This is a genomic window from Nonomuraea jabiensis (assembly GCF_014204795.1).
Taxonomy (GTDB): Bacteria; Actinomycetota; Actinomycetes; order Streptosporangiales; family Streptosporangiaceae; genus Nonomuraea; species Nonomuraea jabiensis.
Genome location: NZ_JACHMB010000001.1, coordinates 6857707 through 6882237 on the forward strand (window position 1 = coordinate 6857707; position 24531 = coordinate 6882237).

Below are 24531 nucleotides of genomic sequence, written 5' to 3' on the forward strand. Positions count from 1 at the left end.
ACCAACCCCTATAAATCGAACATCCCCCTTTCCTCGAATTATTGAAATGTTCCGGGCCGGCTGACAGGACGAGGTTGTGCTGGCACTCTCGCTGCTACTTGTGAGACTTCTACTCATGGGAGCGGACGAGGTCCGCCGCGCGCTCGCCGATCATCACGACCGTGGTGTGCGGGTGGGCGGTGACCAGCGTGGGCATGACGGAGGCGTCGGCCACGCGCAGCCCCTCCACGCCGCGCACCCGCAGCCGGGGGTCGACCACGGCCGAGGCGTCGGTGCCCATCCGGCAGGAGCCGGCGAAGTGGTAGTACGACCCGGTGTTGGCCTTCACCCAGGCGCGCAGCTCGTCGCGGGTGGTCACGCCGGGCCCGGGGGCGACCTCGGCCAGCCCCCACCGGCCGGTGAACGCCTTGGTGCGGTAGATGTCCCGGGCGATCTCCACGGCGGTGACCGTGCGCTCCAGGTCCACCGGGTCGCCGTAGTAGTTGGCGTTGATCCGCGGGTAGGCGGCCGGGTCGGTGCCCGCCAGCCGTACCCATCCCCGGGAGACCGGCTTCACCAGGCCGGTCAGGCTGAGGATCACGTGCGGGTCCACCAGCTCCCGCACCGGCGCGACCGGCCGGCCGGTCTGCACGCGGCGGATGACGTTGGCGAAGAACTTCTCGCCGAACGGCGCGCGGTGCACCAGCGCGACCTCCAGGTCGGGGACGGGCAGCCCGTCCTGCGACCCGCAGAAGAGCGCGACCTCCGTCACGTTGCCGCGCGGGTCGTCGCCCGGCTCGGCCAGGTAGCCGATCGGCCCGATGACCAGCGGGTGGTCCTGGAAATCGGCCCCGACCCCGGGCAGGTCGGCCACGACCGGGATGCCGAGCTCGGCCAGGTCGCCGGCCGGGCCCAGGCCCGACAGCAGCAGCAGCTTGGGCGACTGGACGGCGCCCGCGCACACCACCACCTCGGCCTCGGCCCGCGCCGTGTGCGCCCGGCCCTCGCGCAGGTACTCCACGCCGACGCAGCGGGTTCCCTCGAACAGCAGCCGGGCCGCCAGGGCCGCGGTCAGCACGGTGAGGTTGGGCCGGTCGAGCACGGGATCGAGGTACGACTCGCGGGCGCCCCCGCGCCGGCCGTCCTTGATGTTCACGTGGTGCCAGCCCGCGCCGAACAGGCCCGCGTTGAAGTCGTCCAGGCGCGGATGGCCGAGCTCGGCGCACGCCTCGATGAACGTCTCCGACACCGGGTTGCCCGTCTCGGCCGCGTCGGCCACGGTCAGCGGGCCGTCCTTGCCGGCCAGCGGGTTGTGCCCGTCGCGCTGGTCCTCCAGGCGCTGCAGCCACGGCAGCACGTCGTCGAAGGACCAGCCGGGACACCCGTGGTAGGCCCAGTCGTCGTAGTCCTGGGGCCGGCCCCTGGTGTGCATCATGTGGTAGATGTTCGAGGTGCCGCCCAGGCCCCGGCCGGCGGCCGAGTAGACGCGGGTGCCGTCCAGCCCGGGCTGGGGCTCGCTCATGTACGCCCAGTCCAGGTCGGTCAGCAGCACCTCGTTCCACCGCCACGGCGTGGTGACCGCGTCGGTGACCTGCGCGTCGCCCGCCTCCAGGAGCAGGACGGAGGCATCGGGATCCTCGCTGAGCCGGGCGGCCACGACCGATCCGGCCGCGCCGGCGCCGATGACGATGTACCTGTAGGTGTCTGGCACGGTCGGCTCCTTCATGTGAGCAGGTCGGCCGCGCGCTCCCCGATCATGACGGTGGCGGCGGCGGTGTTGCCCGCGGGGATGGACGGCATGATCGAGGCGTCGGCGACGCGCAGCCGCTCGACCCCGTGCACGCGCAGCGCCGCGTCGACCACGGCCAGCGGGTCGCCTCCCATGCGGCAGGTGCCCACCGGATGCCACACGGTGGTCGCGGTGGCGCGGACGTAGGCGGGCAGGTCGGCGCCGTGGCCGGGCGCGCTCTCGCGGTCGTGCAGCGAGCACATGGCGCTGCTGTACGCCAGCTCCCTGGACAGCTCGATCCCGCGCACGAGCGCCGCCAGGTCGGCCGGGTCCTCGAGGTAGCGGGGATCGACCAGGGGCGCGTCGGCGGGATCGGCCGAGCGCAGGGCGAGGCTGCCCCGGCTGCGCGGGCGCGCGAGCACGGGGGCGAAGGTGAAGGCGGGCCCGTCGACGCGGTACTCGTCGGCCACGAACTGCACGGGGCCGAACAGCAGCTGCAGATCGGGGTCGTCCGGCGGGAACAGCCCCGCCTCCGCCAGCAGCTCGGGCAGCGGCAGGACCGACCGCGCGGCGTAGGCCACGCCGAGGATGAGGTGGTCGTGCAGGTTGGCGCCGACGCCGGGCAGGTCGGCGGCGACCGCGAGCCCGTGCTCGCGCAGGGCCCCGGCCGGGCCGATCCCGGAGAGCATCAGCAGCTTGGGCGTGGCGAGCGCGCCGCAGGAGACGATCACCTCGGCGCTCGCCCCGGCGCGGTGGACGGCGCCGTCGCGCAGGTACTCCACGCCCGTGGCCGTCGTGCCGTCCAGCAGCACGCGGGTGGCCGTCGCGCCGGTCTCGACGGTGAGGCGGGGGTGCCCGCGCAGCGGGTCGAGGTAGGCCGACGCCGTGCTCGATCGCTGGTTGTCCTTCGTCCTGGTGGACTGGTAGGCGAAGGCGCCCTCCTGCGCGGCGCCGTTGTAGTCCCAGTCCGCGCCGCCGGGGAAGCCCAGCTCGGCGGCGGCCCGGAGGAAGGCGCGCGACACCTCCGACATCGCGGACAGGCGGGCCACCTTCATCGGCCCGTCCGCCCCGTGGTACGGCCCGGCGCCCTCCTCGTAGTCCTCGGCCCGTTTGAAGCAGGGCAGCACCTCGTCGTACGACCAGCCCTCGTTGCCCTGGGCGGCCCAGCCGTCGTAGTCGCGGCGGTTGCCCCGGACGTACAGCATGGCGTTGACCGAGCTGCCGCCGCCCAGCACCCTGCCCTGCGGCAGCGGGATCGTCCGCCAGCCCAGCCCGGCCTGCGGGACCGTGACGTACGGCCAGGTGACGGCGGGGTCCTGCCACAGCGAGGCCATGCCGGGGATGCCGGTCTGGCGGATGGCCGGCAGGCCGGCGTCGCCGCCGGACTCCAGCAGGAGCACGCGTGCCCCGGTCCGCTCGACGAGCCTGGCGGCGACGACCGCCCCGGCCGCGCCGGCGCCCACGACGACGTAGTCGAATTCCTGGCCGGACATCAGCGGCTCTCCGGTCCGATGACCCAGTGCTCGGTGACGGCCAGCCGGTGCACGTACCTCGGCTCGACCAGCGTCTCCATGTCGGCCACGACCTTGGCGTACTCGGGAGAGGCGAGCGCCGCCTCCATGGCGGCCCGGTCGTCGAACCACAGGAGGTGGGCGGCGTCGAGCACCGCCTCGCCGATGGCGTACGCGCCGTCCCTGACGTGGCACTGCAGGTACCGGCGCAGCCCCGGCACCTGCGCGACCAGCTCGGCGTGCGGGCCGAGGTCGGCGCTCCTGAAGTCGGCCAGCGGCAGCCCTTCCTTCCGCTTGACCAGCACGATCAGCTTCACGCCCGCCGGCGGGGCGAGCTCGGGCCCTGGCACCAGCTCGTGCGCGTCGGTGTCGAGCACGACCGTGCGCCAGAACGCCGCCCAGCGCGGCTCGTCGGCCCGCGCGCCCTCCAGGAACTCGGGCGTCTGCAGCGATTCGAGCTGCTCCCGCTCGTCGCGCAGCCAGATCTCCGCGACGCCGCTCCACAGCGGCTCGCCCTCGTCGGGCGACAGCGGGATCCGGGTGTCGATCAGGTACTTCCTGATCTGGGGGATCTTGCTCGCGTACCGGACGGCGTGCACGTTCAGCCAGTACTGCTGGAACTCCTCCTCCGTCATCCCGGGCTTGGGCGCGGCGAAGATGAGTTGATGGATCACGGTGTTCTCCTCCGTCACTCGGTGTGTTCGACGCTAGGAGCGCGCGTCCGCGCCGGGAAGCGCGCCCGGCGGCGCCGCGCTGACAAAGTCAAGTGCGGTGCGGCACTTGGCCAGGTGCCGCTACGGCAGCGAGACCGACTGCGCGTGCCGGAAGGCGTTCCGGGGGTCGTAGGCCGCCTTGACCTGCTGGAGCCTGGCGTAGTTGCCCTTGTAGTAGAGCGTCTGCCACGGCACCCCCGAGCGGTTGAACGCGGGGTCGGTGATGTCGGGGTCGGGATTGTTGATGTAGCAGCCGTCGGCCTGGTCGCCGGGCACCGGGTAGCCGCCGGTGGCCGCCCATACCGCGCCGTACAGGTCGCGCAGCCAGCCGATGTTGGCGGCGTCGGCGGCCGGGTCCTGCCACTGGGTCTCGAACAGCGTCCAGAACGCGGCGTCGCGGTGCGCCAGCGCCGTCCGCGTGGCCGGGACGGCGTTGATCGCGCCGCCGCTGAACCCGGCCAGGGTCACCGCGGCCGCCGGGTTGGCGAAGTCCGTGCGGTTGAGCGCGTCGTACATCGCGCCCGCCTGCTCGGCCGTGTACGAGCGCCGCAGGTAGGCCGACTTGGAGGAGCCGCGCAGCGTCGGGTTGATGAACGAGGGGATGCTGGCGGCGATCAACTTGACCGCGCGCAGCCACGGCAGCCGCTGCGCCGGCTGGGCCGCCACGACGGCGTCGGCGCCGAGTCCGGCGGTCAGGGCCCCGAGGTAGTCGCCGAGGATCCGCGCCGCGTCGGGGGCGGTGGCGTCGACCTGGGTCAGCAGGAAGACGTTGCCGCTGGAGCGGTGCGCCAGCGACGCGACGCCGGACAGGATCCTGGCGGGGGAGTCGGGCGCGGCGTGTGCCTCGTACCAGGCGCCCCAGTTCGTGACCAGGGTGGCGAACTTCGTGCGGTCCAGCAGGCTCCACGGGATGCCGACGGCGCTGAGCAGCACGTCCTTGGGCGGGTTGACGAGCAGGCGGCCGGGGTTGGCGCCGCTCGTGCCCGGCGTGCGGAACCAGAAGCGGGTGACGATGCCGAAGTTGCCGCCCCCGCCGCCGGCGCACGCCCACCACAGGTCGCGGTTGGGGTCGGCCGGGTCGCGCGAGGCCGTCACGGCGCGGGCGGTGCCCGAGCGGTCCACGACCACGACCTCGACCGCCGCCAGGTGGTCGATCACGGCCCCGAACTGCCGGGACAGGAAGCCGTACCCGCCGCCGGTGGCGTGGCCGCCGATGCCGACCGTGGGGCACATCCCGCCGGGGACGGTCACGCCCCACTTCTTGAACAACGTGTCGTAGACGCCCGACAGGCGGGCGCCGCCCTCGACCGCGAACGCGCCCCGCTGCTGGTCGAAGTAGACCTCGTCCAGCCCGGACAGGTCGATGACCACGTCCACGTCGGAGTTGAACACGAACGGGGCCAGGCAGTGGCCGCCGGACACCACCGAGATCCGCTTGCCCGCGTCGACCGCCTCCTGCACGGCGGCGACGACCTGGGCGGTCGAGCTGACCACGCGCACGTAGTCGGGCGCCCCGACCCAGCGCTGGTTGTAGCCCACGGTCAGCTCCTGGTAGCGGGGGTCGCCGGGGTACACGGTGACCGGCCCGGTGATCGGTACACCGGATGACGCGGCGGCGCGGGCGGGGGACGCCGACACCGTCACGGCACCCGCCACCAGCGCGGCGCCACCCAGTAACCCCCGCCTCGACGGACGTTCCATGATCGCTCCTTGCGGTTCCTCGGAGGGTGATCGTCAGGACATCCTCATGGTGTCCCGGCCTCCTGCGGATGCCGCGAAAAAGGATCGCAGTCCGTTACCTCCGGCCGCCTACCTCACGAAGAGGGCGGCGGACCTCACGGAGTACGTCGGACGTGGTGGAGCCGTCAGCCGGCGGGGGCCTCGGGCAGGGAGTCGAGCCAGTCGAGCAGGCGGGCGCCCTGGCGGGTCATGACGTCGGGGTCGCGCAGCGCGTTGGCCAGCAGGGACATGCCCTGGTAGGCGCCCACCAGCGTCAGGGCCAGGTCCCAGGGGTCCGGCTGGCCGAGCTCGCGGAACTGGCGCTCGGCCCAGTCCAGGAGCAGCCGGATGACGCGGCCGGCCTCCGCGTCCAGGCCGCCCTCGGGGCGTTTGTCCAGCTCCGCGGCGAGCGTCCCGGTCGGGCAGCCGTAGCGGGCCGCGAGGTCGCGCTGGCTGACCCACCCCTCCACCAGGGTTTTCAGGCGCTCCCTCGGGTCGTCGAGCTCTTCCAGGCGGCTCGTGAGGAGCTCCAGCTGCCGCGCGTGCTCGGCGAGGGCGGCGGCGACCAGGTCGTCCTTGGTCTTGAAGTAGTAGTACACGTTGCCCACGGGGACGTCGGCGGCGTGGGCGATGTCGGCGATGGTGGTGCGCTCCGCCCCCTGCCGGTGCACGACCTGGGCGGCGGCGGTCATCAGCCGCTGGCGCTTGGCGGCCGCGGTCCTCGCCCGCGAACCCATTGAGTCAGTCACCTGACTAACTATAGGCGGCGAAGTCGTGCTACGGTCTCTCTCAAGTGAGTCAGCCGACTAACTAACAACTGGGAGAAATCATGATCGTTGTCACGGGCGCCACCGGGAACGTCGGGCGGACGCTGGTCCGGCTGCTGGCCGAGGCGGGGGAGCAGGTCACCGCCGTGTCCCGCCGCATCACCGACGCCGACGTGCCGCAGGGCGTGCGCGCGGTCGCCGCCGACCTGGCCGACCCCGGCAGCATGAAGGCAGCGCTGGAAGGCGCGGACGCGGTGTTCCTCCTCACGGGCGGCGACCTGTTCGCCACGGAGCCCAAGGAGATCGTCGCCGCGGTGAGCGGGCCGGGCAGGATCGTCCTGCTCTCCTCGCAGGGCGTGGTGACCCGCCCGGACAGCGCGTCCCACGGCCGCTTCGGAGCGGAGGTGGAACGCGCGGTCATCGACTCGGGGGCGCGGTGGACGATCCTGCGGCCGGGCGGATTCGCCTCCAACAGGTACGCCTGGGCCGGCTCGATCCGCGCGGACCGCACGGTCGCGGCGCCGTTCGGCGACGTCGGGCTGCCGATCATCGACCCCGACGACATCGCCGCCGTGGCCGCCGCCGTGCTGCGGGAGCCGGGCCACGACGGCCGGACCTACGAGCTCACCGGTCCGGAAGCGGTGACCCCGCGGCAGAACGCCGAGGCCATCGGCCAGGCGATCGGCGAGCCGGTCGCGTTCGTCGAGCAGACCCGCGAGGAGGCCCGCGAGCAGCTGCTGGCGTTCATGCCCGCGCCGGTCGCGGACACCACGCTGGACATCCTCGGCGAGCCGACCGAGGCCGAGCGGCGGATCAGCCCGGACGTCGAACGCGTGCTCGGCCGGGCCCCTCAGCCGTTCGCCGCCTGGGCCCGGCGCAACGCCGCCGCCTTCCGCTGAGCCCCGCCCAGGGTGGATCATGCCCGGATGGACGAGACGATCGTGACCGACGACGGGGTGCGGCTCTGGGCGGTGCGCAGCGGCGAGGGCCGTCCCGTCGTCTTCTGCCATGGCGGGCCGGGCCTGTGGGACACCTTGGAGGACGTGGCCGGGCTGCTGTCCGGCGTCGCCGCCGTCCACCGGTGGGACCAGCGCGGCTGCGGCCGCTCGCAACGGCTCGGCCCGTACTCGACGGCCCGTACGGTGGCCGACCTCGACGCCGTCCGCCGCCACTTCGGCCTGGAGACGATGGTGCTGCTCGGCCACTCGTGGGGCGCCCAGCTGGCCCTGCGGTACGCCCTCGACCACCCGGATCGCGTCCGCGGGCTGATCTACGTCTCCGGCACGGGCATCGACCCGGCCGACACCTGGCGCGAGGAGTACCGGCTGCGCCTGCGCGGCGCGGTGAGCGGGGACGTGGAGCGCTGGGCGGAGCTGGAGAGCCGCGAACGCACGGCCGCCGAGGACCGTGAGTTCGCGGTGCTGCAGTGGTCGGCGGACTTCGCCGACCGCGACCGGGCCATGGAGCACGCCGAACGCATGGCGACCCCCTGGCTCGGCGTCAACTTCGAGTGCAACGCCGCCCTGAACGCCGAGGGCAAGCGTGACTGGGGCACGCCGGCGTTGCGGGAAGCCTGCGCGGCACTGGCGGTGCCGGCGCTGATCGTCGACGGGGCCGAGGACATCCGGCCCCGCCGGGCGGTGGACTCGCTGGAACGGGCGCTGCCGGACGCCTCGCGGGTGAGCCTGCCGGGAGCCGGTCACCTGCCCTGGGTCGAGGACCCGGAGGGTTTCCGGGCCGCCGTGAGCGCGTTCGTCGCCCGCGTGGGTTAGGGGAGGGCGAGCATGCGGTCCAGGGCCACCCGGGCCCAGTGGGCGGTGTCCTCGTCCACCGTGATCTGGTTGACGACCTCCCCGAGCACCAGGGACTCCAGGGCCCACACCAGGTGCGGCAGGTCGATCCGGTTCATGGTCGAGCAGTAGCAGACCGTCTTGTCCAGGAACGAGATGCTCTTGTCGGGGAACTCCTGCGCCAGCCGCTTGACCAGGTTCAGCTCGGTGCCGATCGCCCAGCTGGAGCCCGCGGGGGCCGACTCCAGGGTCTGGATGATGTGCTCGGTCGAGCCCACGTGGTCCGCCTTGAGCACGACCTCGTGCCGGCACTCCGGGTGCACCAGGACGTTCACGCCGGGGATGCGCGCGCGCACGTCGTCCACCGACTCGGCGGTGAAGCGGCCGTGCACCGAGCAGTGGCCGCGCCAGAGGATCATCCTGGCCCGCTCCAGCTGCTCCTGGGTGAGCCCGCCGTTGGGGCGGTGCGGGTTCCAGACGACGCAGTCCTCCAGGGACATGCCCATCTCCAGCACCGCCGTGTTGCGGCCCAGGTGCTGGTCGGGCAGGAACAGGACCTTCTCGCCGCGCGAGAACGCCCAGTCCAGGGCGCGGCGGGCGTTGGAGGAGGTGCAGACCGCGCCGCCGTTCCTGCCGCAGAAGGCCTTGATGTCGGCGCTGGAGTTCATGTACGTGACCGGAATCACCTGATCGGCCAGGCCCGCGTCCTCCAAAGCCTCCCAGCACTCCTCGACCTGGTCGAACGTGGCCATGTCCGCCATCGAGCACCCGGCCGCCAGGTCCGGCAGCACGACCCGCTGGTGGTCGCCGGTCAGGATGTCGGCCGACTCGGCCATGAAGTGCACGCCGCAGAAGACGATGAACTCCGCCTCCGGCCTGGCCGCCGCGAGCCGGGCGAGCTTGAACGAGTCGCCCGTGACGTCGGCGAACTGGATGACCTCGTCGCGCTGGTAGTGGTGCCCGAGCACGAACAGCCGGTCGCCGAGCGCCTCCTTCGCCTTGCGGGCCCGTTCCACCAGGTCGGGGTCCGAGGCGGGCGGCAGCTCGCCCGGGCACTCGACCCCCTTCTCGCTGTGCGGATCGGCGCCCTGGCCGAGGACGTAGAGCGGCAGCCCAGTCTGGGTGGCCATGGCCAAACCCCCTTATCGTCGAAGTGACGATACTCATCATGACATATGGGGGATACCTGCTTATTACGGGGGGCGGCGACCCTGGGAATGTGTGGCATGGGCCAGGTGTTGGTAGCGTCATTAGTAGGACGTCGGAAACAGACAGCCGGGTTAGGGAGTCAGCAGATGACGGTTGAGAGCAGCGAGACCACGACGCAGGGCCTGATCCTGACCGACGCGGCCGCCGCCAAGGTCAAGGGCCTGCTCGAGCAGCAGGGCGAGGAAGGTCTGCAGCTGCGGGTGGCTGTGCAGCCGGGTGGTTGCTCCGGCCTGCGCTACCAGCTCTTCTTCGACGACCGTTCGATGGACGGCGACGTGGTGTCGGACTTCGGGGGTGTCAGCGTGGTCACCGACCGCATGAGCGCTCCTTACCTCATCGGGGCCACGATCGACTTCGTCGACACGATCGAGAAGCAGGGTTTCACCATCGACAACCCCAACGCCACGGGCTCCTGCGCCTGTGGTGACTCCTTCAACTAGTCGGTGGCCGCCGGGTCCCGCTCGCCTTTGTGCGTGCGGGACCTTCGCGTATTCTCGTGGGCCTCATAGGCTTGCTGACAACGAGGAAGAAGAATCCCGTGCGCATCGCCGTTACCGGCTCAATCGCGACAGACCACCTGATGACCTTCCCAGGAAGCTTCGGCGATCAGCTCATCGCCGAGCAGCTCGATCGGGTGTCGCTCTCGTTCCTGGTGGATGACCTTCAGATCCGTCGTGGCGGCTGCGCCGCGAACATCGCGTTCGGCATGGCCTGCCTCGGCCTCAAGCCGATCCTCGTGGGAGCCGTCGGCAACGACTTCGCCGACTACCGCTCGTGGCTGGAACGCCACGGGGTCGACTGCGACTCCGTGCACATCTCGGAGACCCAGCACACCGCGCGCTTCCTGTGCACCACCGACGAGCACCACAACCAGATCGCCTCGTTCTACACCGGGGCCATGGCCGAGGCGCGGCTGATCGAGCTGCAGCCCGTCGCCGACCGCCTCGGCGGCCTCGACCTGGTGCTGATCAGCCCCAACGACCCCGACGCGATGCTGCGCCACACCGACGAGTGCCGCCAGCGCGGCATCCCGTTCGCCGCCGACATCTCCCAGCAGCTCGCGCGCATGGCCGACGAGCAGATCCGCCAGCTCGTCGACGGCGCCGCCTACCTCTTCTCCAACGACTACGAGAAGGGGCTCATCGAGCAGAAGACCGGCTGGTCCGGCGAGGAGATCCTGCACCGGGTCGGCGTCCGGATCACCACGCTCGGCCCCAAGGGCGCCGTCATCGACCGCAGGGGCGAGCCGTCCATCCACGTCGCCCCCGCCCCCGAGCGGGGCAAGGCCGACCCCACCGGCGTCGGCGACGCCTTCCGCGCCGGGTTCCTGTCGGGGCTGGCCTGGGGGCTGCCCCTGGAGCGCTGCGGCCAGATCGGCAACCTGACCGCCACCCACGTGCTCGAGCGCGTCGGCGGCCAGGAGTACGAGCTCGGGCAGCAGGTCTTCCTGGAGCGGTTCGCCGCCGCGTACGGCAGCGAGGCCACGGCGGACATCGCCGAGCACGTGCGCTGCTACCACCCGTAAGCACCGCGAGGCCGCCCCGGCCCGCCGTCGAGCGGCCGGGGCGGCCTCGGGCCGTCCTCCTGCGGCTCAGCCCCTGGCGTAGACGTGGTGCAGGAACTCGGCGAGCTTGTCGTCCGGCAGGTGCTTGGCCAGGTCCGCCTCGGTGATCATGCCCACGATGCGGTTGTCCGACAGCACGGGGATCCGCTTGATCTGGTGCTGCTCCATCAGCGTGAGCGTCTCGTCGACGGACGTGTCCGGGGTGACGAAGACGAGGCCCCCGGCCAGCTCGCCCGCCGTCGTCCTCGACGGGTCGTGCCCCGAGGCGATGCACTTGACGACGATGTCGCGGTCGGTGATGATCCCCTTCACCCGCTCGTCGGGGCCGCACACGGGCAGCGCGCCGACGTTCATGTTGCGCATCAGCTGGGCCGCCCGGTCGAGCGTCTCGTGCGCGCCGATGCACTCGGCCCCCGGATGCATCACGTCACGGGCGGTCTCGTGCGGATGTCCTCTGGTCATGGCTTCCCCCCGAAAGTCGGTGACTCCGTACGGGAAGCCCCTACCCCACTTTCGGGGGGAATGTCAGTAATTGCGCCGGACGTGGATGGCCCAGCCGCCCTCGGGCAGCTCGTACGAGCCCACGTGCCGGTGCGACTTGAGCCTGCACCACGCCGGCACGTCCGTGTAGGCCGCGGGATCGTCGGCCAGCACGGCCACCACCGCGTTGAGCGGGACGTAGTTGATCTGCTCGGCCAGCATGATGATCGGGATCGGGCACTTCTTCCCGAGCGCGTCGATCGTCAGAGCCGGCTGGGTAACCTCGGTCATGCGACTCCTGCGTCCTGCCGGATGCGGCGCACCAGATCGGGCAGCACGGCGAGGAATCTGTCGACCTCCGCCGCGGAGGCGCCCCTGGGCAGCGACACCCGGACATTGCCATGCGTCAGCACGCCCATCGCTTCAAGAACGTGCGATGGACGAAGCGTACTAGCGGTGCACGAGCTTCCTGACGAAACAGCGAAACCAGCCTTGTCCAGCTCGGTCAGCAGAGCCTCGCCATCGACGTACAGACACGAAAAGGTCACGATGTGCGGCGCCCGGTCGACCGGGTCGCCGATCACCTCCACGTCCGGGACGATCTTCGGCACCGTCTCCCTGATCCTGGCCACGAGCTCCGACAGCCGCGCCTGCTCCTGCGCCGCCTCCGCGGCCATCGCGCGCAGCGCGGCCGCCGCCGCGACGATGCCGGGCACGTTCTCGAACCCCGGCACCCGCCGCCGCTCCCGCTCGTCCTCGGGCAGGAACGAGCGGAACCGCGTGCCCTTGCGCACCACCAGCACCCCCACGCCCGCGGGGCCGCCCCACTTGTGGGCGCTGGCCGTCAGCACCGACCAGCCGGGCGGGATCGGCATCCTGCCCGCCGTCTGCGCCGCGTCCACCAGCAGCGGAACGCCGTGGGAGCGGCACGCCGCGGCCGCCTCGGCCACCGGCTGCACCGTGCCGACCTCGTGGTTGGCCGTCTGCAAGCAGGCCAGCGCGGTGCCGGGCCGGGCGACCGCCTCGGCGAACCGGTCGAGATCCACCCGCCCCGTCAGGTCCACGCCCACCGTCTCGGTGGTGCCGCCGTCACGTTCGTGCACGCCGGCGGCGTGCAGCACGCTGGAGTGCTCGACCGCGCTGGTGACCAGGTGGCGCCCGGCCCTGCGCCTGCCGTGTAGGGTGCCGAGGACGCCGAGATGCACGGCCTGCGTGCCCGACGAGGTGAACGAGACCTCGTCCGGGCGCGCGCCGAGCGCCTCGGCCACCTCCGTGCGGGCCTGCTCCAGCAGCAGGTGCGCGCGGCGGGCCTGGCCGTACAGTCTCGCGGGGTCGGCCCAGCCGACGTCGATCGCCGCCAGCAGCGCCTCGCGTGCCTGAGGGTGGAGCGGCTCGCTCGAAGCCGCGTCGAAATACGCCACGAGACTCATCGTCCCACTTGCGGCGCCATCGAGGGGTCGCGCGGTAGGGCGAGGCACCTGCACGCTAATGTGTCTGCAATCAGCTGTGCATCTGGAAATAAGAGCGCCCAAGAGAAAGACTCTTGGGCTTCATCTGTGGGGTAGGCGATCCGTGAGTCCGACTCGCCGTACGACGCGGCGTTCGTTGGCCCGGCGCAGGGTGCCGCGCGCCGCCGCTTTGGCGTTGCTGCTGGCCACTGCTACGGCGTGTGCTAATGACGTTCCGAAGGCCGACTGGTCGCGGGGCCTTCTTCCTGACCATGTCACCGAGCAGGCGGGCGTGGTCCAGAGTCTGTGGAACGGGGCCTGGATCGCCGCACTCGCCACGGGCGCGGTCGTCATCTTCCTGATCGTGTGGGCGGCCATCTTCCACCGCAAGCGCAAGTCCTCGGCCGATCTGCCGCCGCAGGTGCGCTACAACCTGCCGATCGAGATGCTCTACACCTTGATCCCGCTCGTCATGGTGTCGGTGTTCTTCTTCTTCACCGCGCGTGACAGCCAGGTGCTTTCCAAGGTGGACGGCGACGCGACCGTCAAGGTCAAGGTCGAGGCCTTCCAGTGGAGCTGGCGCTTCACCACGACCGTCAACGGCAAGACGCTGGCCCCCGTCGCCGGCGTGCCGGTGAGCGACTATCACCAGGGGCCTCAGCTGGTCCTGCCGACCAACTCGAAGGTCGAGTTCGACCTGTCGACCGACGACGTCATCCACTCGTTCTGGGTGCCGGAGTTCCTGTTCAAGCGGGACGTCATCCCCGGCATCAAGGAAGGCAACCCCGGCCGCAAGTTCGAGATCACCACTCTGAGCCGTACGGGCATCTTCGCGGGCCGGTGCGCCGAGCTCTGCGGTGTCGACCACAGCCGCATGCTGTTCTCCGTGAAGCTCGTCGGGCCGAATGAGTGGAACCAGTACATCGCTAACCAGGCTGGGAGTGCCCAGTGACCGCCATCCACGAACCCCTTCGCGCGCCGGCCAGGCCCATGACCAAGGGCCAGGTGATCGCCAAGTGGCTGTCCTCCACTGATCACAAGATCATCGGGCACCTCTATCTGATCACGTCCTTCGGCTTCTTCCTGATCGGCGGCGTCATGGCGCTGATCATGCGGGCCGAGCTGGCGCAGCCGGGCATGCAGTTCACCAGCAACGAGCAGTTCAACCAGCTGTTCACCATGCACGGCACGATCATGCTGCTGATGTTCGCGACGCCGCTGTTCGCCGGCTTCGCCAACGAGCTGATGCCGCTGCAGATCGGCGCCCCCGACGTGGCCTTCCCGCGCCTGAACATGGTCAGCTACTGGCTCTACCTGTTCGGCAGCCTCATCGCCGTGTCCGGCTTCTTCACGCCGGGCGGCGCGGCCTCGTTCGGCTGGTTCGCCTACACGCCGCTGTCCAACGCGATCAACTCGCCCGGCATCGGCAGCGACCTGTGGATCATGGGCCTGGCCCTGTCCGGCCTCGGCACGATCCTCGGCTCGGTGAACTTCATCACCACGATCATCTGCATGCGCGCGCCCGGCATGACCATGTTCCGCATGCCGATCTTCACCTGGAACGTCCTGCTGACCAGCATGCTCGTGCTGATGGCGTTCCCCGTGCTGGCCGCCGCGCTGCTGGTGCTGGAGTCGGACCGCAAGCTCGGCACGCACGTCTTCAGCCCCGACAACGGCGGGGCGCTGCTCTGGCAGCACCTGTTCTGGTTCTTCGGCCATCCCGAGGTCTACATCATCGCGCTGCCGTTCTTCGGCATCGTGACCGAGGTCCTGCCGGTCTTCAGCCGCAAGCCGATCTTCGGTTACATCAGCCTCGTGGTCGCGACGATCTCGATCGCCGGTCTGTCCATCACGGTCTGGGCGCACCACATGTTCCCGACCGGGCAGGTGTTGCTGCCGTTCTTCTCGTTCATGACGTTCCTCATCGCGGTGCCGACAGGTGTGAAGTTCTTCAACTGGGTCGGCACGATGTGGCGAGGGCATCTGTCCTTCGAGTCGCCGATGCTGTTCTCGGTCGGCTTCCTCGTCACGTTCCTCCTGGGCGGTCTGACGGGCGTCATCCTGGCCTCGCCGCCGCTCGACTTCCACATCAGCGACACCTACTTCGTCGTCGCCCACTTCCACTACGTGGTCTTCGGCACCGTCGTGTTCGCCATGTTCGCGGGCTTCTACTTCTGGTGGCCCAAGTTCACCGGCAAGATGCTCGACGACAAGCTGGGCAAGCTGCACTTCTGGCTGCTGTTCATCGGCTTCCACACGACGTTCCTCATCCAGCACTGGCTGGGCATGCTCGGCTTCCCGCGTCGTTACGCCGACTACAGCCCGGCCGACGGCTTCACCGACCTCAACATGATCTCGTCGGTGGGCGCGTTCGTGCTGGGCGCCTCGACGCTGCCGTTCTTCTACAACGTCTGGAAGACCTGGCGCAGCGCGCCGAAGGTCACCGTCGACGACCCCTGGGGCTACGGCGGCTCGCTCGAATGGGCGACCTCCTGCCCGCCGCCGCGGCACAACTTCACCTCGCTGCCGCGCATCCGGTCCGAGCGTCCCGCGTTCGACCTGCACTACCCGCACGTGTCCGCCAAGCCGTCGGCGACGGAGGTCGAGGCCTGATGAAAGTACAGGGTTGGCTGTTCCTCGCGTGCGGCCTGTTCTTCGCGGGTGTCGACGTCGCCTACTGGTTCTGGACCAAGGCGGCGACGGGCCACGGTGAGCCGGTCGGCACCACGGCCATGGCGATCTCGGTCGGGTTCGCGTTCATGGTCGGCTACTACCTGATGTTCACCGCGCGGCGCATCGGCGCCCAGCCGGAGGACGACAAGCAGGCCGACATCAGCGAGGGCGCGGGCGAGATCGGGTTCTTCAGCCCGAGCAGCTGGTGGCCGCTGTTCCTGTGCCTGGCGGCGGCCTTCGCCTTCGCTGGCTTCGTGATCGGCTTCTGGATGTTCCTGATCGGGCTCTTCCTGGTCATCATGGCCATGATCGGCTTCGTCTTCCAGTACTACCGGGGTCACTTCTCACACTGACCCGGGCTGCCTGAGCGGGCGTCTCCCTTGAGGGGGGACGCCCGTTTTTTTGTGTTCTTTAACGGTGATCCGATGTGGTTATTCGATCACTGAGGGTAGTAATGAGAAGTCTGCTATGTGGACCGCCGCTAAGGGCCTTTTCGGGCACAACAGGGTGGTGAGCAGGGCAAGGGGTTCGTTGTCGGACGAGGGAGTCATACGTGGGGCGCGTAGCGAATGGATCGGCCGGCCTGCTGGCGCTGGCGCTGCTGGCGGCGTGCTCGGGGGCCTCGGCCCCGAAGCCCGAGGGGGTCGCCATGGCAGGCGGGGCCCAGGGGCCCGCTGTGACGTTCTCTCCGCAGGACAAGGCCGCGAACGTACCCACGGACCAGCCTGTGGTCGTCTCGGCCCGTGGCGGCACGCTCAAGAGCGTACGGGTGGACGGCGGCAAGTCCGGGGCGCTCAAGGGCGTCCTGAGCGCCGACGGCACCAACTGGCGCAGCACCGTCACCGCCCGCCCCGGGGCGCGCTACACCGTCACCGCCGTCTCCGCGGACGCCACGGGCAAGCAGACCCAGACCACCAGCACGTTCTCCACGGTCAAGGGCAACAAGACGTTCGACATCCAGACCATCACCCCGAACAAGGAGGACACCGGCCTGACGGTCGGCGTCGGCATGCCCATCATGATCGCCTTCGACAAGCCGATCGCCGACCGGGTGTCCGTCGAACGCAACCTCACGGTCCGCAGCTCCAGGCCGGTGGAGGGCGCCTGGCACTGGTTCGACGACAGCCACGTGGACTTCCGGCCGCTGAAGTACTGGCCCGCGCACACGAAGGTGCGGCTGGAGGCGAAGCTGGCCGGCGTGCGCGGAGGGCCCGGCATGTACGGCAAGCGCGACGTACGGCTCGACTTCAAGATCGGCCGCGAGCAGATCACCAAGGGCAGCACCGACGAGCACGTCCTGTACGTCCGGCGCGACGGCAAGAAGATCCGCGAGATGCCCATGAGCGCGGGGCAGGGCGGGCTGTGGAAGTTCTACACCACCTCCGGCATCCACCTGGCGATGTCGCGCGAGGACGCCACTCTCATGACCTCGCCCGGGATCGGGCCCGGCCAGTCGGGCTACTACTCGCTGATGGTCTACCACACCGTCCGCATCTCCAACAGCGGCGAGTACGTGCACAGTGCGCCCTGGTCGGTGGGCTCGCAGGGGAACTCGAACGTCAGCCACGGGTGCGTGAACATCAGCCCGGAGAACGCGATCTGGTTCGTCAAGAACACGCTGATCGGGGATCCGATCATCATCACGGGGTCGCCGCGGAAGCTGGAGCCCACGAACGGGTGGGGGCACTGGCAGGAGAACTGGAAGGATTGGCTCAAGTGGAGCGTGCTGAAGGACGGGCCGACCATCACGTTCTGATACCGATTCCCCCCCGCCGACCACGCCCCACCCCGCCACCTCCCGGCCCGTCGCGTCCCGCCCCGCTACACCCGACCCGCCACACTCGGGGCTGACCGGCCTTGGGGCTGGCCAGGCGCGGGCTGACCGCCCTTGGGGCTGGCCGCGCCCGGGCTGACCGCCCTTGGGGCTGGCCGCGCTCGGGCTCGCCGCAGTCGAGGCTGGCCGCGCTCCGGCTCGCCCCAGTCGGGTCTGGCGGCGTCCGGGCTCACCGCCCTCGGGCTGGCCGTGCCGGGGCTCGCCACGCCCCGGCGCGGTGGGGGCTCAGCGCGCGCTCGCAAGGGCGGGACCCGGGCGCCCAGCGGGACCTGGGGCTACGCGAGCCCACGCCCGGGCACGGCCGCCGATCCGGCCCGCTCTCGCTGCCCGCGCGCCTCAGCGCCCGCGGGTGCCCCCAGCGCCGCGTGTGCGGTCCCAGCGCCGCCGCGTGCCGCCCAGCGCCATCGTGAGCGCCTCAGCGTCACGGGTGCCCCCAGCGCCACGGTGCCCCCAGCGCCACGGGTGCCCCCAGCGCCGCCGCGTGCTGCCCAGCGCCGCCGCTGCCGCCCAGCGCCGCTGCGTGCCGCTCCAGCATCCGAGCGGCCCGGCGGCAGGCCAGGGCGAGCACGGCGCTATGGGGCCCATGGGGCTGGCGGTGGTGAGGAAGCGAGCGGGCGGGGGGCTCGACGTGGGAGGAGCGATGGCCTACTGCCCCGCTCGCTCTCCGCGCCATCGTGCGTGCCCCGGCCGCTGCGGCGCCGTCCCTGTCGCCGTGCGCGCTCCTGCGCTGCGACGTCGGCCCCGCCGCCGTGCGCGCCTCAGCGTCGGCGTGCTCCCGGAGAGGCGGGCGAGGGCCGATGTCCGTCGCTGGGGCCCGGCGATGAGCGCCGGGCGGTCCCCTTGGGCGGCGTTGAACGGACGAAGGGCGCAGTGCGGGGGGAGGCGCTTGGAGTGGGAGGCACGCCCCAGGGCGAGGGAGGCGTTCGGAGTGGAAAGCGCAACCCCGAGGTGGGGGAGGCGTTCGGAGGGGGAGGCGCGCCCCTCACCCTGGGGCGCGCCCCGGAAGGGACGGTCAGGAGCCGTTGACGGTGGCGCTGACCTCGATCCAGCGGTCGAGGGTGGCGGCGGCCGCGCCCGAGTCGACGGCCTGGACCGCGCGGGCGTAGCCGTCGGTCATGGCGGCGTCGAGGTCGTCGCCCGGCCCGTTGAGGGCCACCAGGGCGGCGGCGGCATTCAGCAGGACGGCGTCGCGCACCGGCCCCGTCTTGCCCTGCAGCAGGTCGTGCACCGCCTGGGCGTTGAAGGCCACGTCCCCGCCCCGCAGCGCGCCCACGTCGGCGCGCGGGATGCCGAGCACGGACGGGTCGAAGGTCGTCTGCGTGGCCGTGCCGTCCTTGACCACCCAGACCGTCGAGGTGTCCGCGATGGTCAGCTCGTCGAGCCCGTCGTCGCCGCGGAACACCAGCGCGCTGACGCCGCGCTCGGCGAAGACGCCTGCCAGCACGGGCAGCATCTTGGCGTCGAAGACGCCGATGGCCTGGGCGGCCGGGCGGGCCGGGTTGGTGAGCGGGCCGAGGAAGTTGAAGATCGTGGGTACGCCGATCTCCTTGCGCGTCGGCCCGGCGAAGCGCAGCGCGGGGTGGTAGACCGGGGCGAAGCAGAACGCGATGCCCGCCTCCGCGGCCACCCGTGCTGTCTGCTCCGGGGTGAGGTCGAGCCGGATGCCCAGGTGCTCCAGGACGTCGGCGGCGCCGCACGAGGACGAGGCGGCGCGGTTGCCGTGCTTGACGACCCGGGCGCCCGCGGCGGCGGCCACGATGGCGGCCATCGTCGAGACGTTGACGGTGTGGGCGCGGTCGCCTCCCGTACCGACCACGTCGACCACGGGCCCCTCCACGCTCAGCGGCGTGGCCAGCTCCAGCATGGTGCGGGCCAGGCCCACGACCTCGGCCACCGTCTCGCCCTTGGCGCGCAGCGCGACCACGAAGCCGGCGATCTGGGACGGCGTCGCGGCGCCGGACATGATCTCCCGCATCGCCCAGGCCGACTCGTCGGAGGTGAGGTGCTCTCCGGACAGGAGAGCGGACAGCAGCGTGGGCCAGGTCGTCCGGGAGTCCATGGGCACCTACTTAGCGTTGAGTCGGGTCGAGGAGCGGCGCCGCATGAGGTCGGCCACGGTCTCGGCCAGGACCATGGGCTCCAGCGGCTGCGGCACCACGGCGTCGGCCTTGGACCAGTCGGCCAGCCACCGGTCGTCGCGCCTGGCGATGATCAGGCAGATGGGCGGGCAGTCGTAGACCTCGTCCTTGGCCTGGCGGGAGACGCCCATGCCGCCCGCGGGCTGCGTCTCGCCGTCGAGGACGGCCACGTCGATCTCGCCCGAGCCCAGCCACTGGTGGACCTTGGGCTCGGTGGCGCATTCCACGATCTCCACGAGGGGCACGTCGGCGGCCGGGCGCCTGCCGATGGCCTGGATCACCTCGGCCCTGGTGGCGGCGTCATCGCTGTAGACGAGGACCCTCATCGTGTCGTCGGTGCTCCCAGTGGACGTCACTGTCGCGCTCGCTATCCCTTGTAGCTGTATGGTCACCTCGGATCGTACCGGTGCGCCGGTGTGCATTCCCAGGCCACCATGCCTGACAGGGGGTTTTGGGGCGATTATCCCAGGTTGCCTCCCGGTTTGTACCTGCTAACCGGGGGGTCGTGCGCGGGACCGACCACCGAAGCCGCAATAATGCTGCCCGTGGCGACAGCATCCGCAATAACTTCGACGACGACAGCCCAGTCGTACCGCAGACCCAATCTGGTCAGTGTCGGGACGATCGTGTGGCTGTCCTCTGAGCTCATGTTCTTCGCGGCGCTGTTCGCGATGTACTTCACCATCCGGTCGGTGAGCGAGGGCAACGGCTTCGAATGGGGCCCCGCCTTCCACAAGGTGGGCCTCGAGGCCGCCGAGGGCGCTCACCTGAACATCCCGTTCGCGACGGTCAACACGATCATCCTGGTTCTGTCGAGTGTGACGTGCCAGCTGGGCGTGTGGGCCGCGGAGAAGGGGCAGGTCGGCAAGCTCCGCTTCTGGTACATCGTCAGCTTCCTCATGGGCGCGGTCTTCGTGGCCGGGCAGCTGTACGAGTACGCTGAGCTGGCTTCAGAGGGCGCGACCTTGTCCGCCAACGCCTACACCTCGGTGTTCTACCTGACGACGGGCTTCCACGGCCTGCACGTGACCGGTGGCCTATTCGCGTTCCTGTTCATGCTGGGACGCACGTACGCCGCGAAGCGCTTCACGCATGAGCAGGCCACCAGCGCGATCGTCGTGTCCTACTACTGGCACTTCGTAGACGTCGTCTGGATTGGTCTTTTCGCGACCATCTACATCATTCGTTAAGGAACGGGATCTCTGTGACTAGGATCACCGCTTGGCGGCGGCATCCCCTCGCGAGATATGCCGTCCTGATTTTGGCGTTGGCGCTGGTCGGGATGGTATACGCCGCCTTTGTCCAGGCGGGTAAGCCTGCCGACGCGGCACTGGCGGCAGGCAAGGTCGATGACGTGGCCGAGGGCAGGAGCCTGTTCGTCAAGCACTGCTCCAGCTGCCACGGCATGAACGCGGAGGGCACCAAGACGGCGCCCACGCTCGTCGGCGTCGGCGCCGCGGCGGTCGACTTCCAGATGGGCACCGGCCGCATGCCCGCCGCCAACCCGGGTCCGCAGGCGCCGCGCAAGCCGATGGCGCCCTGGGTCGACGAGACGAAGATCAGGCAGATCGGCGCCTACGTGCAGTCGCTCGGCGGCGGCCCGCAGGTCCCGGGGCAGGAGCAGGTCGACCCCAAGCTCGGCGACGCCGGCAAGGGCGGCGAGCTGTTCCGCGCCAACTGCATCCAGTGTCACAACTGGGTCGGCGCCGGTGGAGCCCTGACGCAGGGCAAGTACGCTCCCAACCTCAACTCGGCGACCCCCACCCAGATCTACGAGGCGATGGTCACCGGCCCGCAGGCGATGCCGGTCTTCAACGACACGACGATCACGCCCGAAGAGAAGCGCAGCATGATCGCCTACATCACGCAGGTCCGCGCGCAGAAGGACCCGGGAGGCTTCGGCCTGGGGCGCATTGGCCCCGTGACCGAAGGTCTCGTAGCGTGGATCGCAGGCCTCAGTGTCCTCGCACTCGCCGCCATCTGGATCACCGCGAAGAAGCGACAGAAGTCATGACAGACAACGAGCACGAGATCGAGCAGCCCGATGAGCGCGTACCCAAGCGCGTCATCGGCACCCCCGCGCCGGGCACCTCGATGCTCGGCACCGCGGAGGCCACGGACGTCGAGAAGGACGTCCCCGGCGTCACGCTGCCGGACGAGAGCAAGGCCCGCAAGGCCGAGAAGATCGTGGCGCTCTGCTTCACGATCACGTTCCTGGCCGCGATCGCGTTCATCATCTCCTACGTGGTCTTCCAGGTCGGCAGCCCCGAGGCGACCGGAGTGTCCAACTTCGCGCTGGGCACCTCGCTGACCGTGGCGATCCTGGGGCTGGCGATCGGCATCGTGATCTGGGTACGCATGATCATGCCGAAGTACGCCCTGATCCAGGAGCGCCACCCGATGGCCTCCGCCGAGGACGACCGCGAGGTCGTCGCCGACACCTTCGTCCAGGGCGCCAACGAGAGCGGCTTCGTCAAGCGCAAGCTGCTGCGCCGCACGCTGCTGCTGGCCGCCGCGCCCCTCGGCCTCGTGCCGGTGGTGCTGCTGCGCGACCTCGACAACAGCAAGATGCCGGGCGCGAAGTTCAACAAGATGCTGCGCCACACGGTCTGGGGTGAGAAGACCAAGGAGGGCAAGCCGCTCAGGCTCGTCGTCGAGGGCACCGGCCAGCCGATCCGGGCCGCCGACTTCAACTCGCCCGGCGGCATCCTGTCGGTGGTCCCCGAGGGCTACCAGCACGACCTCAACGCCCTGGCCAAGGCCACGCTGATCCTGATCAAGTTCCGCCCGGAGGAGCTCAAGAGCGGCGTCCGGCAGAACTGGACGCACGACGGCATCGTGGCGTACTCCAAGATCTGCACGCACGTGGGCTGCCCCGCGGCCCTGTACGAGCAGAACACCCACCACATCCTCTGCCCCTGCCACCAGTCGACGTTCGACGCGGCCGACGGCGCGAAGGTCATCTTCGGTCCGGCCGCCAGGCCGCTGCCGCAGCTGCCGATCACGGTCGACGCCGAGGGCTACCTGATCGCCCAGGGCGACTTCCAGGTGCCCGTCGGTCCCAGCTACTGGGAACGCGGTGACGCCGAGCGCGAGGTCAGGGAGAAGGGAGGCCAGGCATGAGCGAGCTGAACGCCGTGCCCAAGGCCATCGCCGGGCCGTCGACCTTCCTCGACGACCGCCTGGGCGGGGCCAATTTCCTCAAGCGCAACCTGCGCAAGATCTTCCCGGACCACTGGTCGTTCCTGCTGGGCGAGATCGCGCTCTACTCCTTCGTCATCCTGCTGCTGACCGGTACGTTCCTGACGTTCTGGTTCAAGCCCAGCATGATGGAGGTCGCCTACGACGGCTCGTACGCGCCGCTCAAGGGCGTCATGATGTCGGAGGCCTACGCGTCGTCGCTGGAGATCAGCTTCGACGTCCGGGGTGGTCTGCTCATCCGGCAGATGCACCACTGGGCGGCCCTGATGTTCGTGGCCGGCATGATGGTCCACATGCTGCGGGTGTTCTTCACGGGCGCCTACCGCAAGCCGCGCGAGCTCAACTGGATCATCGGCGTGCTGCTGCTGACGCTGGCGCTCGCCGAGGGCCTGACCGGCTACTCGCTCCCCGACGACCTGCTCTCCGGCGCCGGTCTGCGGATCACCGAGGGCGTGGCGATCTCGCTGCCGCTGGTCGGCACGTACATCACGTTCTTCCTGTTCGGCGGGGAGTATCCGGGTGAGGATGTCGTCGCCCGGTTCTACTCGCTGCACATCCTGCTCATCCCGGGCATCCTGCTGGCGCTGATCTCGGCTCACATGGTGCTCATGTGGGTGCAGAAGCACACGCAGATGCCGGGCAAGGGGCGCAACAACCACAACGTGGTGGGCGCGCCGTTCTACCCGGCCTTCATGGCGAAGGCGGGGGCGTACTTCCTGTTCACGCTGGCCACGGTGGCGGGTCTGGCGACGTTCACCCAGATCAACCCGATCTGGCTGTTCGGCCCCTACACGCCCGCGGACGTGTCGGCGGGTTCGCAGCCCGACTTCTACATGGGCTTCCTGGAAGGCGCGCTGCGCATCATGGTGCCGTGGGAGATCAACCTCTTCGGCACCGCCCATGCCGGCACCCTGCCGCTGAGCGTGATCATCCCGGCGCTGGTGCCGATGGGCATCATCATGACGGGCCTGGCGCTCTACCCGTTCCTCGAACGCTGGGTGACGGGCGACAACCGCGAGCACCACATCGCGGACCGGCCGCGCAACAACCCGCACCGCACCTCGATCGGCATGGCGGCCATCGCGTTCTACGGCGTGCTGTGGCTGCTGGGCGCCAACGACGAGATCTCGGCGAACTTCCACATCAGCCTCAACGTGACGACGTACGCCGGCCGGGTGCTGGTCTTCGTCGCGCCGGCGCTGGCGTACATCATCACCTACCGCATCTGCCTCGGCCTGCAGCGCTCCGACGCCGCGGTCGTCTCGCACGGCGTGGAGTCGGGCGTCATCAAGCGGCTGCCGCACGGTGAGTTCATCGAGGTCCACACGCCGCCGTCGGACGACATCGAGGCCCACATGCGGGGCAAGGAGCCGGTGGCGATGCTGCCGGTGGCCGAGGACACCGCGGGCATCCCGCCGAAGGGCATGCGCGGCCCGCTCGGCAAGCTCCGCGCCCGCATGTCGAAGGCGTACGGCGGGGAGAAGATCCCGCTGGACGAGGGGCACGGGCACGAGGAAGAGCACGCCGCCATCGGTTCCGGTGGCGAGGACGACCGCAGCCTCACGCACTGACACCACCTCTTCGCCACATACGGCACGGGCCCGGACGACACGTTCGTCCGGGCCCGTCGCCGTCTGCGGCCCCGCACGGGCGGGGAGCGTCGTCACAGGGCTCGCACGAGGTGGCGGAGGGCCCGCGCACCCTGGCGCATCCGGAGGGTCGGCTCACCGATCGAAGGCACGGCTGAGAGAAGGGCCGGCCAGAGGTGGCGCGGCC

General features: G+C 70.4%; 23 protein-coding genes. 12 read left to right on the forward strand and 11 right to left on the reverse strand.

The window, feature by feature from the left end:
* Window positions 1-109: 109 nt before the first annotated feature.
* The 5 genes from HD596_RS31355 to HD596_RS31375 all read right to left on the reverse strand — a co-directional run bounded on the left by HD596_RS31355 (window position 110) and on the right by HD596_RS31375 (window position 6400).
* A complete protein-coding gene (locus HD596_RS31355) occupies window positions 110-1690 on the reverse strand; it encodes a GMC family oxidoreductase (protein WP_185072861.1) in 1581 nt (526 codons plus the stop codon).
* An 11-nt stretch (window positions 1691-1701) separates the two neighbouring features.
* Entirely contained in the window at window positions 1702-3201 is a 1500-nt protein-coding gene (locus HD596_RS31360) for a GMC family oxidoreductase (RefSeq protein WP_185072862.1), read from the reverse strand.
* Complete coding sequence (locus HD596_RS31365) at window positions 3201-3893, reverse strand: EthD domain-containing protein (RefSeq protein WP_185072863.1); 693 nt, start codon at window positions 3891-3893, stop codon at window positions 3201-3203. Before HD596_RS31365 ends, HD596_RS31360 begins: the two co-directional genes overlap by 1 nt.
* 120 nt (window positions 3894-4013) lie before the next feature.
* Window positions 4014-5633, reverse strand: a complete 1620-nt coding sequence (locus HD596_RS31370; protein WP_185072864.1) for an FAD-binding oxidoreductase — start codon at window positions 5631-5633, stop codon at window positions 4014-4016.
* A gap of 164 nt (window positions 5634-5797) precedes the next feature.
* On the reverse strand, window positions 5798-6400 hold the full coding sequence (locus HD596_RS31375; RefSeq protein ID WP_185072865.1) for a TetR/AcrR family transcriptional regulator: 603 nt from the start codon (window positions 6398-6400) through the stop codon (window positions 5798-5800).
* An 80-nt stretch (window positions 6401-6480) separates the two neighbouring features.
* Between HD596_RS31375 and HD596_RS31380 the strand changes: the two genes are divergently transcribed.
* Entirely contained in the window at window positions 6481-7317 is an 837-nt protein-coding gene (locus HD596_RS31380) for an NAD(P)H-binding protein (protein ID WP_185072866.1), read from the forward strand.
* A gap of 27 nt (window positions 7318-7344) precedes the next feature.
* The gene (locus tag HD596_RS31385) at window positions 7345-8190 is read left to right on the forward strand and encodes an alpha/beta fold hydrolase (RefSeq protein WP_185072867.1); all 846 of its coding nucleotides are present in this window, start codon (window positions 7345-7347) and stop codon (window positions 8188-8190) included.
* On the opposite strand, the gene nadA is transcribed toward HD596_RS31385, so the two are convergent.
* Window positions 8187-9338, reverse strand: a complete 1152-nt coding sequence (gene nadA, locus HD596_RS31390; protein WP_185072868.1) for a quinolinate synthase NadA — start codon at window positions 9336-9338, stop codon at window positions 8187-8189. The two genes, HD596_RS31385 and nadA, sit on opposite strands and share 4 nt — an antisense overlap.
* 165 nt (window positions 9339-9503) lie before the next feature.
* On the opposite strand from nadA, the gene HD596_RS31395 reads away from it, so the two are divergent.
* Together HD596_RS31395 and HD596_RS31400 are read left to right on the forward strand one after the other, a co-directional pair.
* Window positions 9504-9857: a HesB/IscA family protein gene (locus HD596_RS31395; RefSeq protein WP_185072869.1), complete on the forward strand. Its 354-nt coding sequence runs from the start codon at window positions 9504-9506 to the stop codon at window positions 9855-9857.
* A gap of 98 nt (window positions 9858-9955) precedes the next feature.
* Window positions 9956-10942: a carbohydrate kinase family protein gene (locus HD596_RS31400; RefSeq protein WP_185072870.1), complete on the forward strand. Its 987-nt coding sequence runs from the start codon at window positions 9956-9958 to the stop codon at window positions 10940-10942.
* A 66-nt stretch (window positions 10943-11008) separates the two neighbouring features.
* Here HD596_RS31400 and HD596_RS31405 read toward each other — a convergent pair whose 3' ends face one another.
* The 3 genes from HD596_RS31405 to HD596_RS31415 all read right to left on the reverse strand — a co-directional run bounded on the left by HD596_RS31405 (window position 11009) and on the right by HD596_RS31415 (window position 12891).
* On the reverse strand, window positions 11009-11443 hold the full coding sequence (locus HD596_RS31405) for a CBS domain-containing protein (RefSeq protein WP_185072871.1): 435 nt from the start codon (window positions 11441-11443) through the stop codon (window positions 11009-11011).
* A gap of 63 nt (window positions 11444-11506) precedes the next feature.
* Entirely contained in the window at window positions 11507-11752 is a 246-nt protein-coding gene (locus HD596_RS31410; RefSeq protein ID WP_043638353.1) for a sulfurtransferase TusA family protein, read from the reverse strand.
* Complete coding sequence (locus tag HD596_RS31415) at window positions 11749-12891, reverse strand: cysteine desulfurase family protein (protein ID WP_221519607.1); 1143 nt, start codon at window positions 12889-12891, stop codon at window positions 11749-11751. Before HD596_RS31415 ends, HD596_RS31410 begins: the two co-directional genes overlap by 4 nt.
* Window positions 12892-13081: 190 nt before the next feature.
* On the opposite strand from HD596_RS31415, the gene ctaC reads away from it, so the two are divergent.
* The 4 genes from ctaC (at window position 13082) to HD596_RS31435 (ending at window position 17338) form a co-directional block, all read left to right on the forward strand.
* Window positions 13082-13861, forward strand: coding sequence for an aa3-type cytochrome oxidase subunit II (gene ctaC, locus HD596_RS31420; protein WP_435875589.1), 780 nt, complete (start codon window positions 13082-13084; stop codon window positions 13859-13861).
* A gap of 38 nt (window positions 13862-13899) precedes the next feature.
* A complete protein-coding gene (gene ctaD / locus HD596_RS31425) occupies window positions 13900-15522 on the forward strand; it encodes an aa3-type cytochrome oxidase subunit I (RefSeq protein WP_185078824.1) in 1623 nt (540 codons plus the stop codon).
* Window positions 15522-15935 carry a cytochrome c oxidase subunit 4 gene (locus HD596_RS31430; RefSeq protein WP_185072874.1) on the forward strand — a complete coding sequence of 138 codons (414 nt, stop codon included), beginning with the start codon at window positions 15522-15524 and terminating at the stop codon, window positions 15933-15935. The genes ctaD and HD596_RS31430 overlap by 1 nt, the downstream gene beginning before the upstream one ends.
* A 200-nt stretch (window positions 15936-16135) precedes the next feature.
* Window positions 16136-17338 carry a L,D-transpeptidase gene (locus tag HD596_RS31435; protein WP_185072875.1) on the forward strand — a complete coding sequence of 401 codons (1203 nt, stop codon included), beginning with the start codon at window positions 16136-16138 and terminating at the stop codon, window positions 17336-17338.
* A 1090-nt stretch (window positions 17339-18428) separates the two neighbouring features.
* Here the strand turns inward: HD596_RS31435 and trpD are convergent.
* Together trpD and HD596_RS31445 are read right to left on the reverse strand one after the other, a co-directional pair.
* Window positions 18429-19475 (reverse strand): anthranilate phosphoribosyltransferase, encoded by a 1047-nt coding sequence (gene trpD, locus HD596_RS31440; RefSeq protein WP_185072876.1) that lies wholly within the window; start codon window positions 19473-19475, stop codon window positions 18429-18431.
* Between the two features lie 6 nt (window positions 19476-19481).
* Window positions 19482-19880: a hypothetical protein gene (locus HD596_RS31445; RefSeq protein WP_185078825.1), complete on the reverse strand. Its 399-nt coding sequence runs from the start codon at window positions 19878-19880 to the stop codon at window positions 19482-19484.
* 210 nt (window positions 19881-20090) lie between these two features.
* On the opposite strand from HD596_RS31445, the gene ctaE reads away from it, so the two are divergent.
* The 4 genes from ctaE to qcrB are packed head-to-tail and all read left to right on the forward strand — an operon-like array spanning window position 20091 to window position 24326.
* Complete coding sequence (gene ctaE / locus HD596_RS31450) at window positions 20091-20744, forward strand: aa3-type cytochrome oxidase subunit III (RefSeq protein WP_185072877.1); 654 nt, start codon at window positions 20091-20093, stop codon at window positions 20742-20744.
* Between the two features lie 14 nt (window positions 20745-20758).
* Window positions 20759-21568, forward strand: a complete 810-nt coding sequence (qcrC, locus tag HD596_RS31455; RefSeq protein ID WP_185072878.1) for a cytochrome bc1 complex diheme cytochrome c subunit — start codon at window positions 20759-20761, stop codon at window positions 21566-21568.
* Complete coding sequence (gene qcrA, locus HD596_RS31460; RefSeq protein ID WP_185072879.1) at window positions 21565-22677, forward strand: cytochrome bc1 complex Rieske iron-sulfur subunit; 1113 nt, start codon at window positions 21565-21567, stop codon at window positions 22675-22677. Before qcrC ends, qcrA begins: the two co-directional genes overlap by 4 nt.
* Window positions 22674-24326 carry a cytochrome bc1 complex cytochrome b subunit gene (qcrB, locus tag HD596_RS31465; RefSeq protein ID WP_185072880.1) on the forward strand — a complete coding sequence of 551 codons (1653 nt, stop codon included), beginning with the start codon at window positions 22674-22676 and terminating at the stop codon, window positions 24324-24326. The genes qcrA and qcrB overlap by 4 nt, the downstream gene beginning before the upstream one ends.
* Window positions 24327-24531 lie beyond the last annotated feature (205 nt).

Excerpts from the sequence above, each read along its gene's own strand:
- HD596_RS31360 (WP_185072862.1), bottom strand. The coding sequence starts at position 3,201 with ATGTCCGGCCAGGAATTCGACTACGTCGTCGTGGGCGCCGGCGCGGCC.
- HD596_RS31370 (WP_185072864.1), bottom strand. The coding sequence starts at position 5,633 with ATGGAACGTCCGTCGAGGCGGGGGTTACTGGGTGGCGCCGCGCTGGTG.
- HD596_RS31380 (WP_185072866.1), top strand. The coding sequence starts at position 6,481 with ATGATCGTTGTCACGGGCGCCACCGGGAACGTCGGGCGGACGCTGGTC.
- HD596_RS31385 (WP_185072867.1), top strand. The coding sequence starts at position 7,345 with ATGGACGAGACGATCGTGACCGACGACGGGGTGCGGCTCTGGGCGGTG.
- nadA (WP_185072868.1), bottom strand. The coding sequence starts at position 9,338 with ATGGCCACCCAGACTGGGCTGCCGCTCTACGTCCTCGGCCAGGGCGCC.
- HD596_RS31395 (WP_185072869.1), top strand. The coding sequence starts at position 9,504 with ATGACGGTTGAGAGCAGCGAGACCACGACGCAGGGCCTGATCCTGACC.
- HD596_RS31405 (WP_185072871.1), bottom strand. The coding sequence starts at position 11,443 with ATGACCAGAGGACATCCGCACGAGACCGCCCGTGACGTGATGCATCCG.
- HD596_RS31410 (WP_043638353.1), bottom strand. The coding sequence starts at position 11,752 with ATGACCGAGGTTACCCAGCCGGCTCTGACGATCGACGCGCTCGGGAAG.
- HD596_RS31415 (WP_221519607.1), bottom strand. The coding sequence starts at position 12,891 with ATGAGTCTCGTGGCGTATTTCGACGCGGCTTCGAGCGAGCCGCTCCAC.
- ctaD (WP_185078824.1), top strand. The coding sequence starts at position 13,900 with ATGACCAAGGGCCAGGTGATCGCCAAGTGGCTGTCCTCCACTGATCAC.
- HD596_RS31430 (WP_185072874.1), top strand. The coding sequence starts at position 15,522 with ATGAAAGTACAGGGTTGGCTGTTCCTCGCGTGCGGCCTGTTCTTCGCG.
- trpD (WP_185072876.1), bottom strand. The coding sequence starts at position 19,475 with ATGGACTCCCGGACGACCTGGCCCACGCTGCTGTCCGCTCTCCTGTCC.
- HD596_RS31445 (WP_185078825.1), bottom strand. The coding sequence starts at position 19,880 with ATGAGGGTCCTCGTCTACAGCGATGACGCCGCCACCAGGGCCGAGGTG.
- ctaE (WP_185072877.1), top strand. The coding sequence starts at position 20,091 with ATGCTGCCCGTGGCGACAGCATCCGCAATAACTTCGACGACGACAGCC.
- qcrA (WP_185072879.1), top strand. The coding sequence starts at position 21,565 with ATGACAGACAACGAGCACGAGATCGAGCAGCCCGATGAGCGCGTACCC.
- qcrB (WP_185072880.1), top strand. The coding sequence starts at position 22,674 with ATGAGCGAGCTGAACGCCGTGCCCAAGGCCATCGCCGGGCCGTCGACC.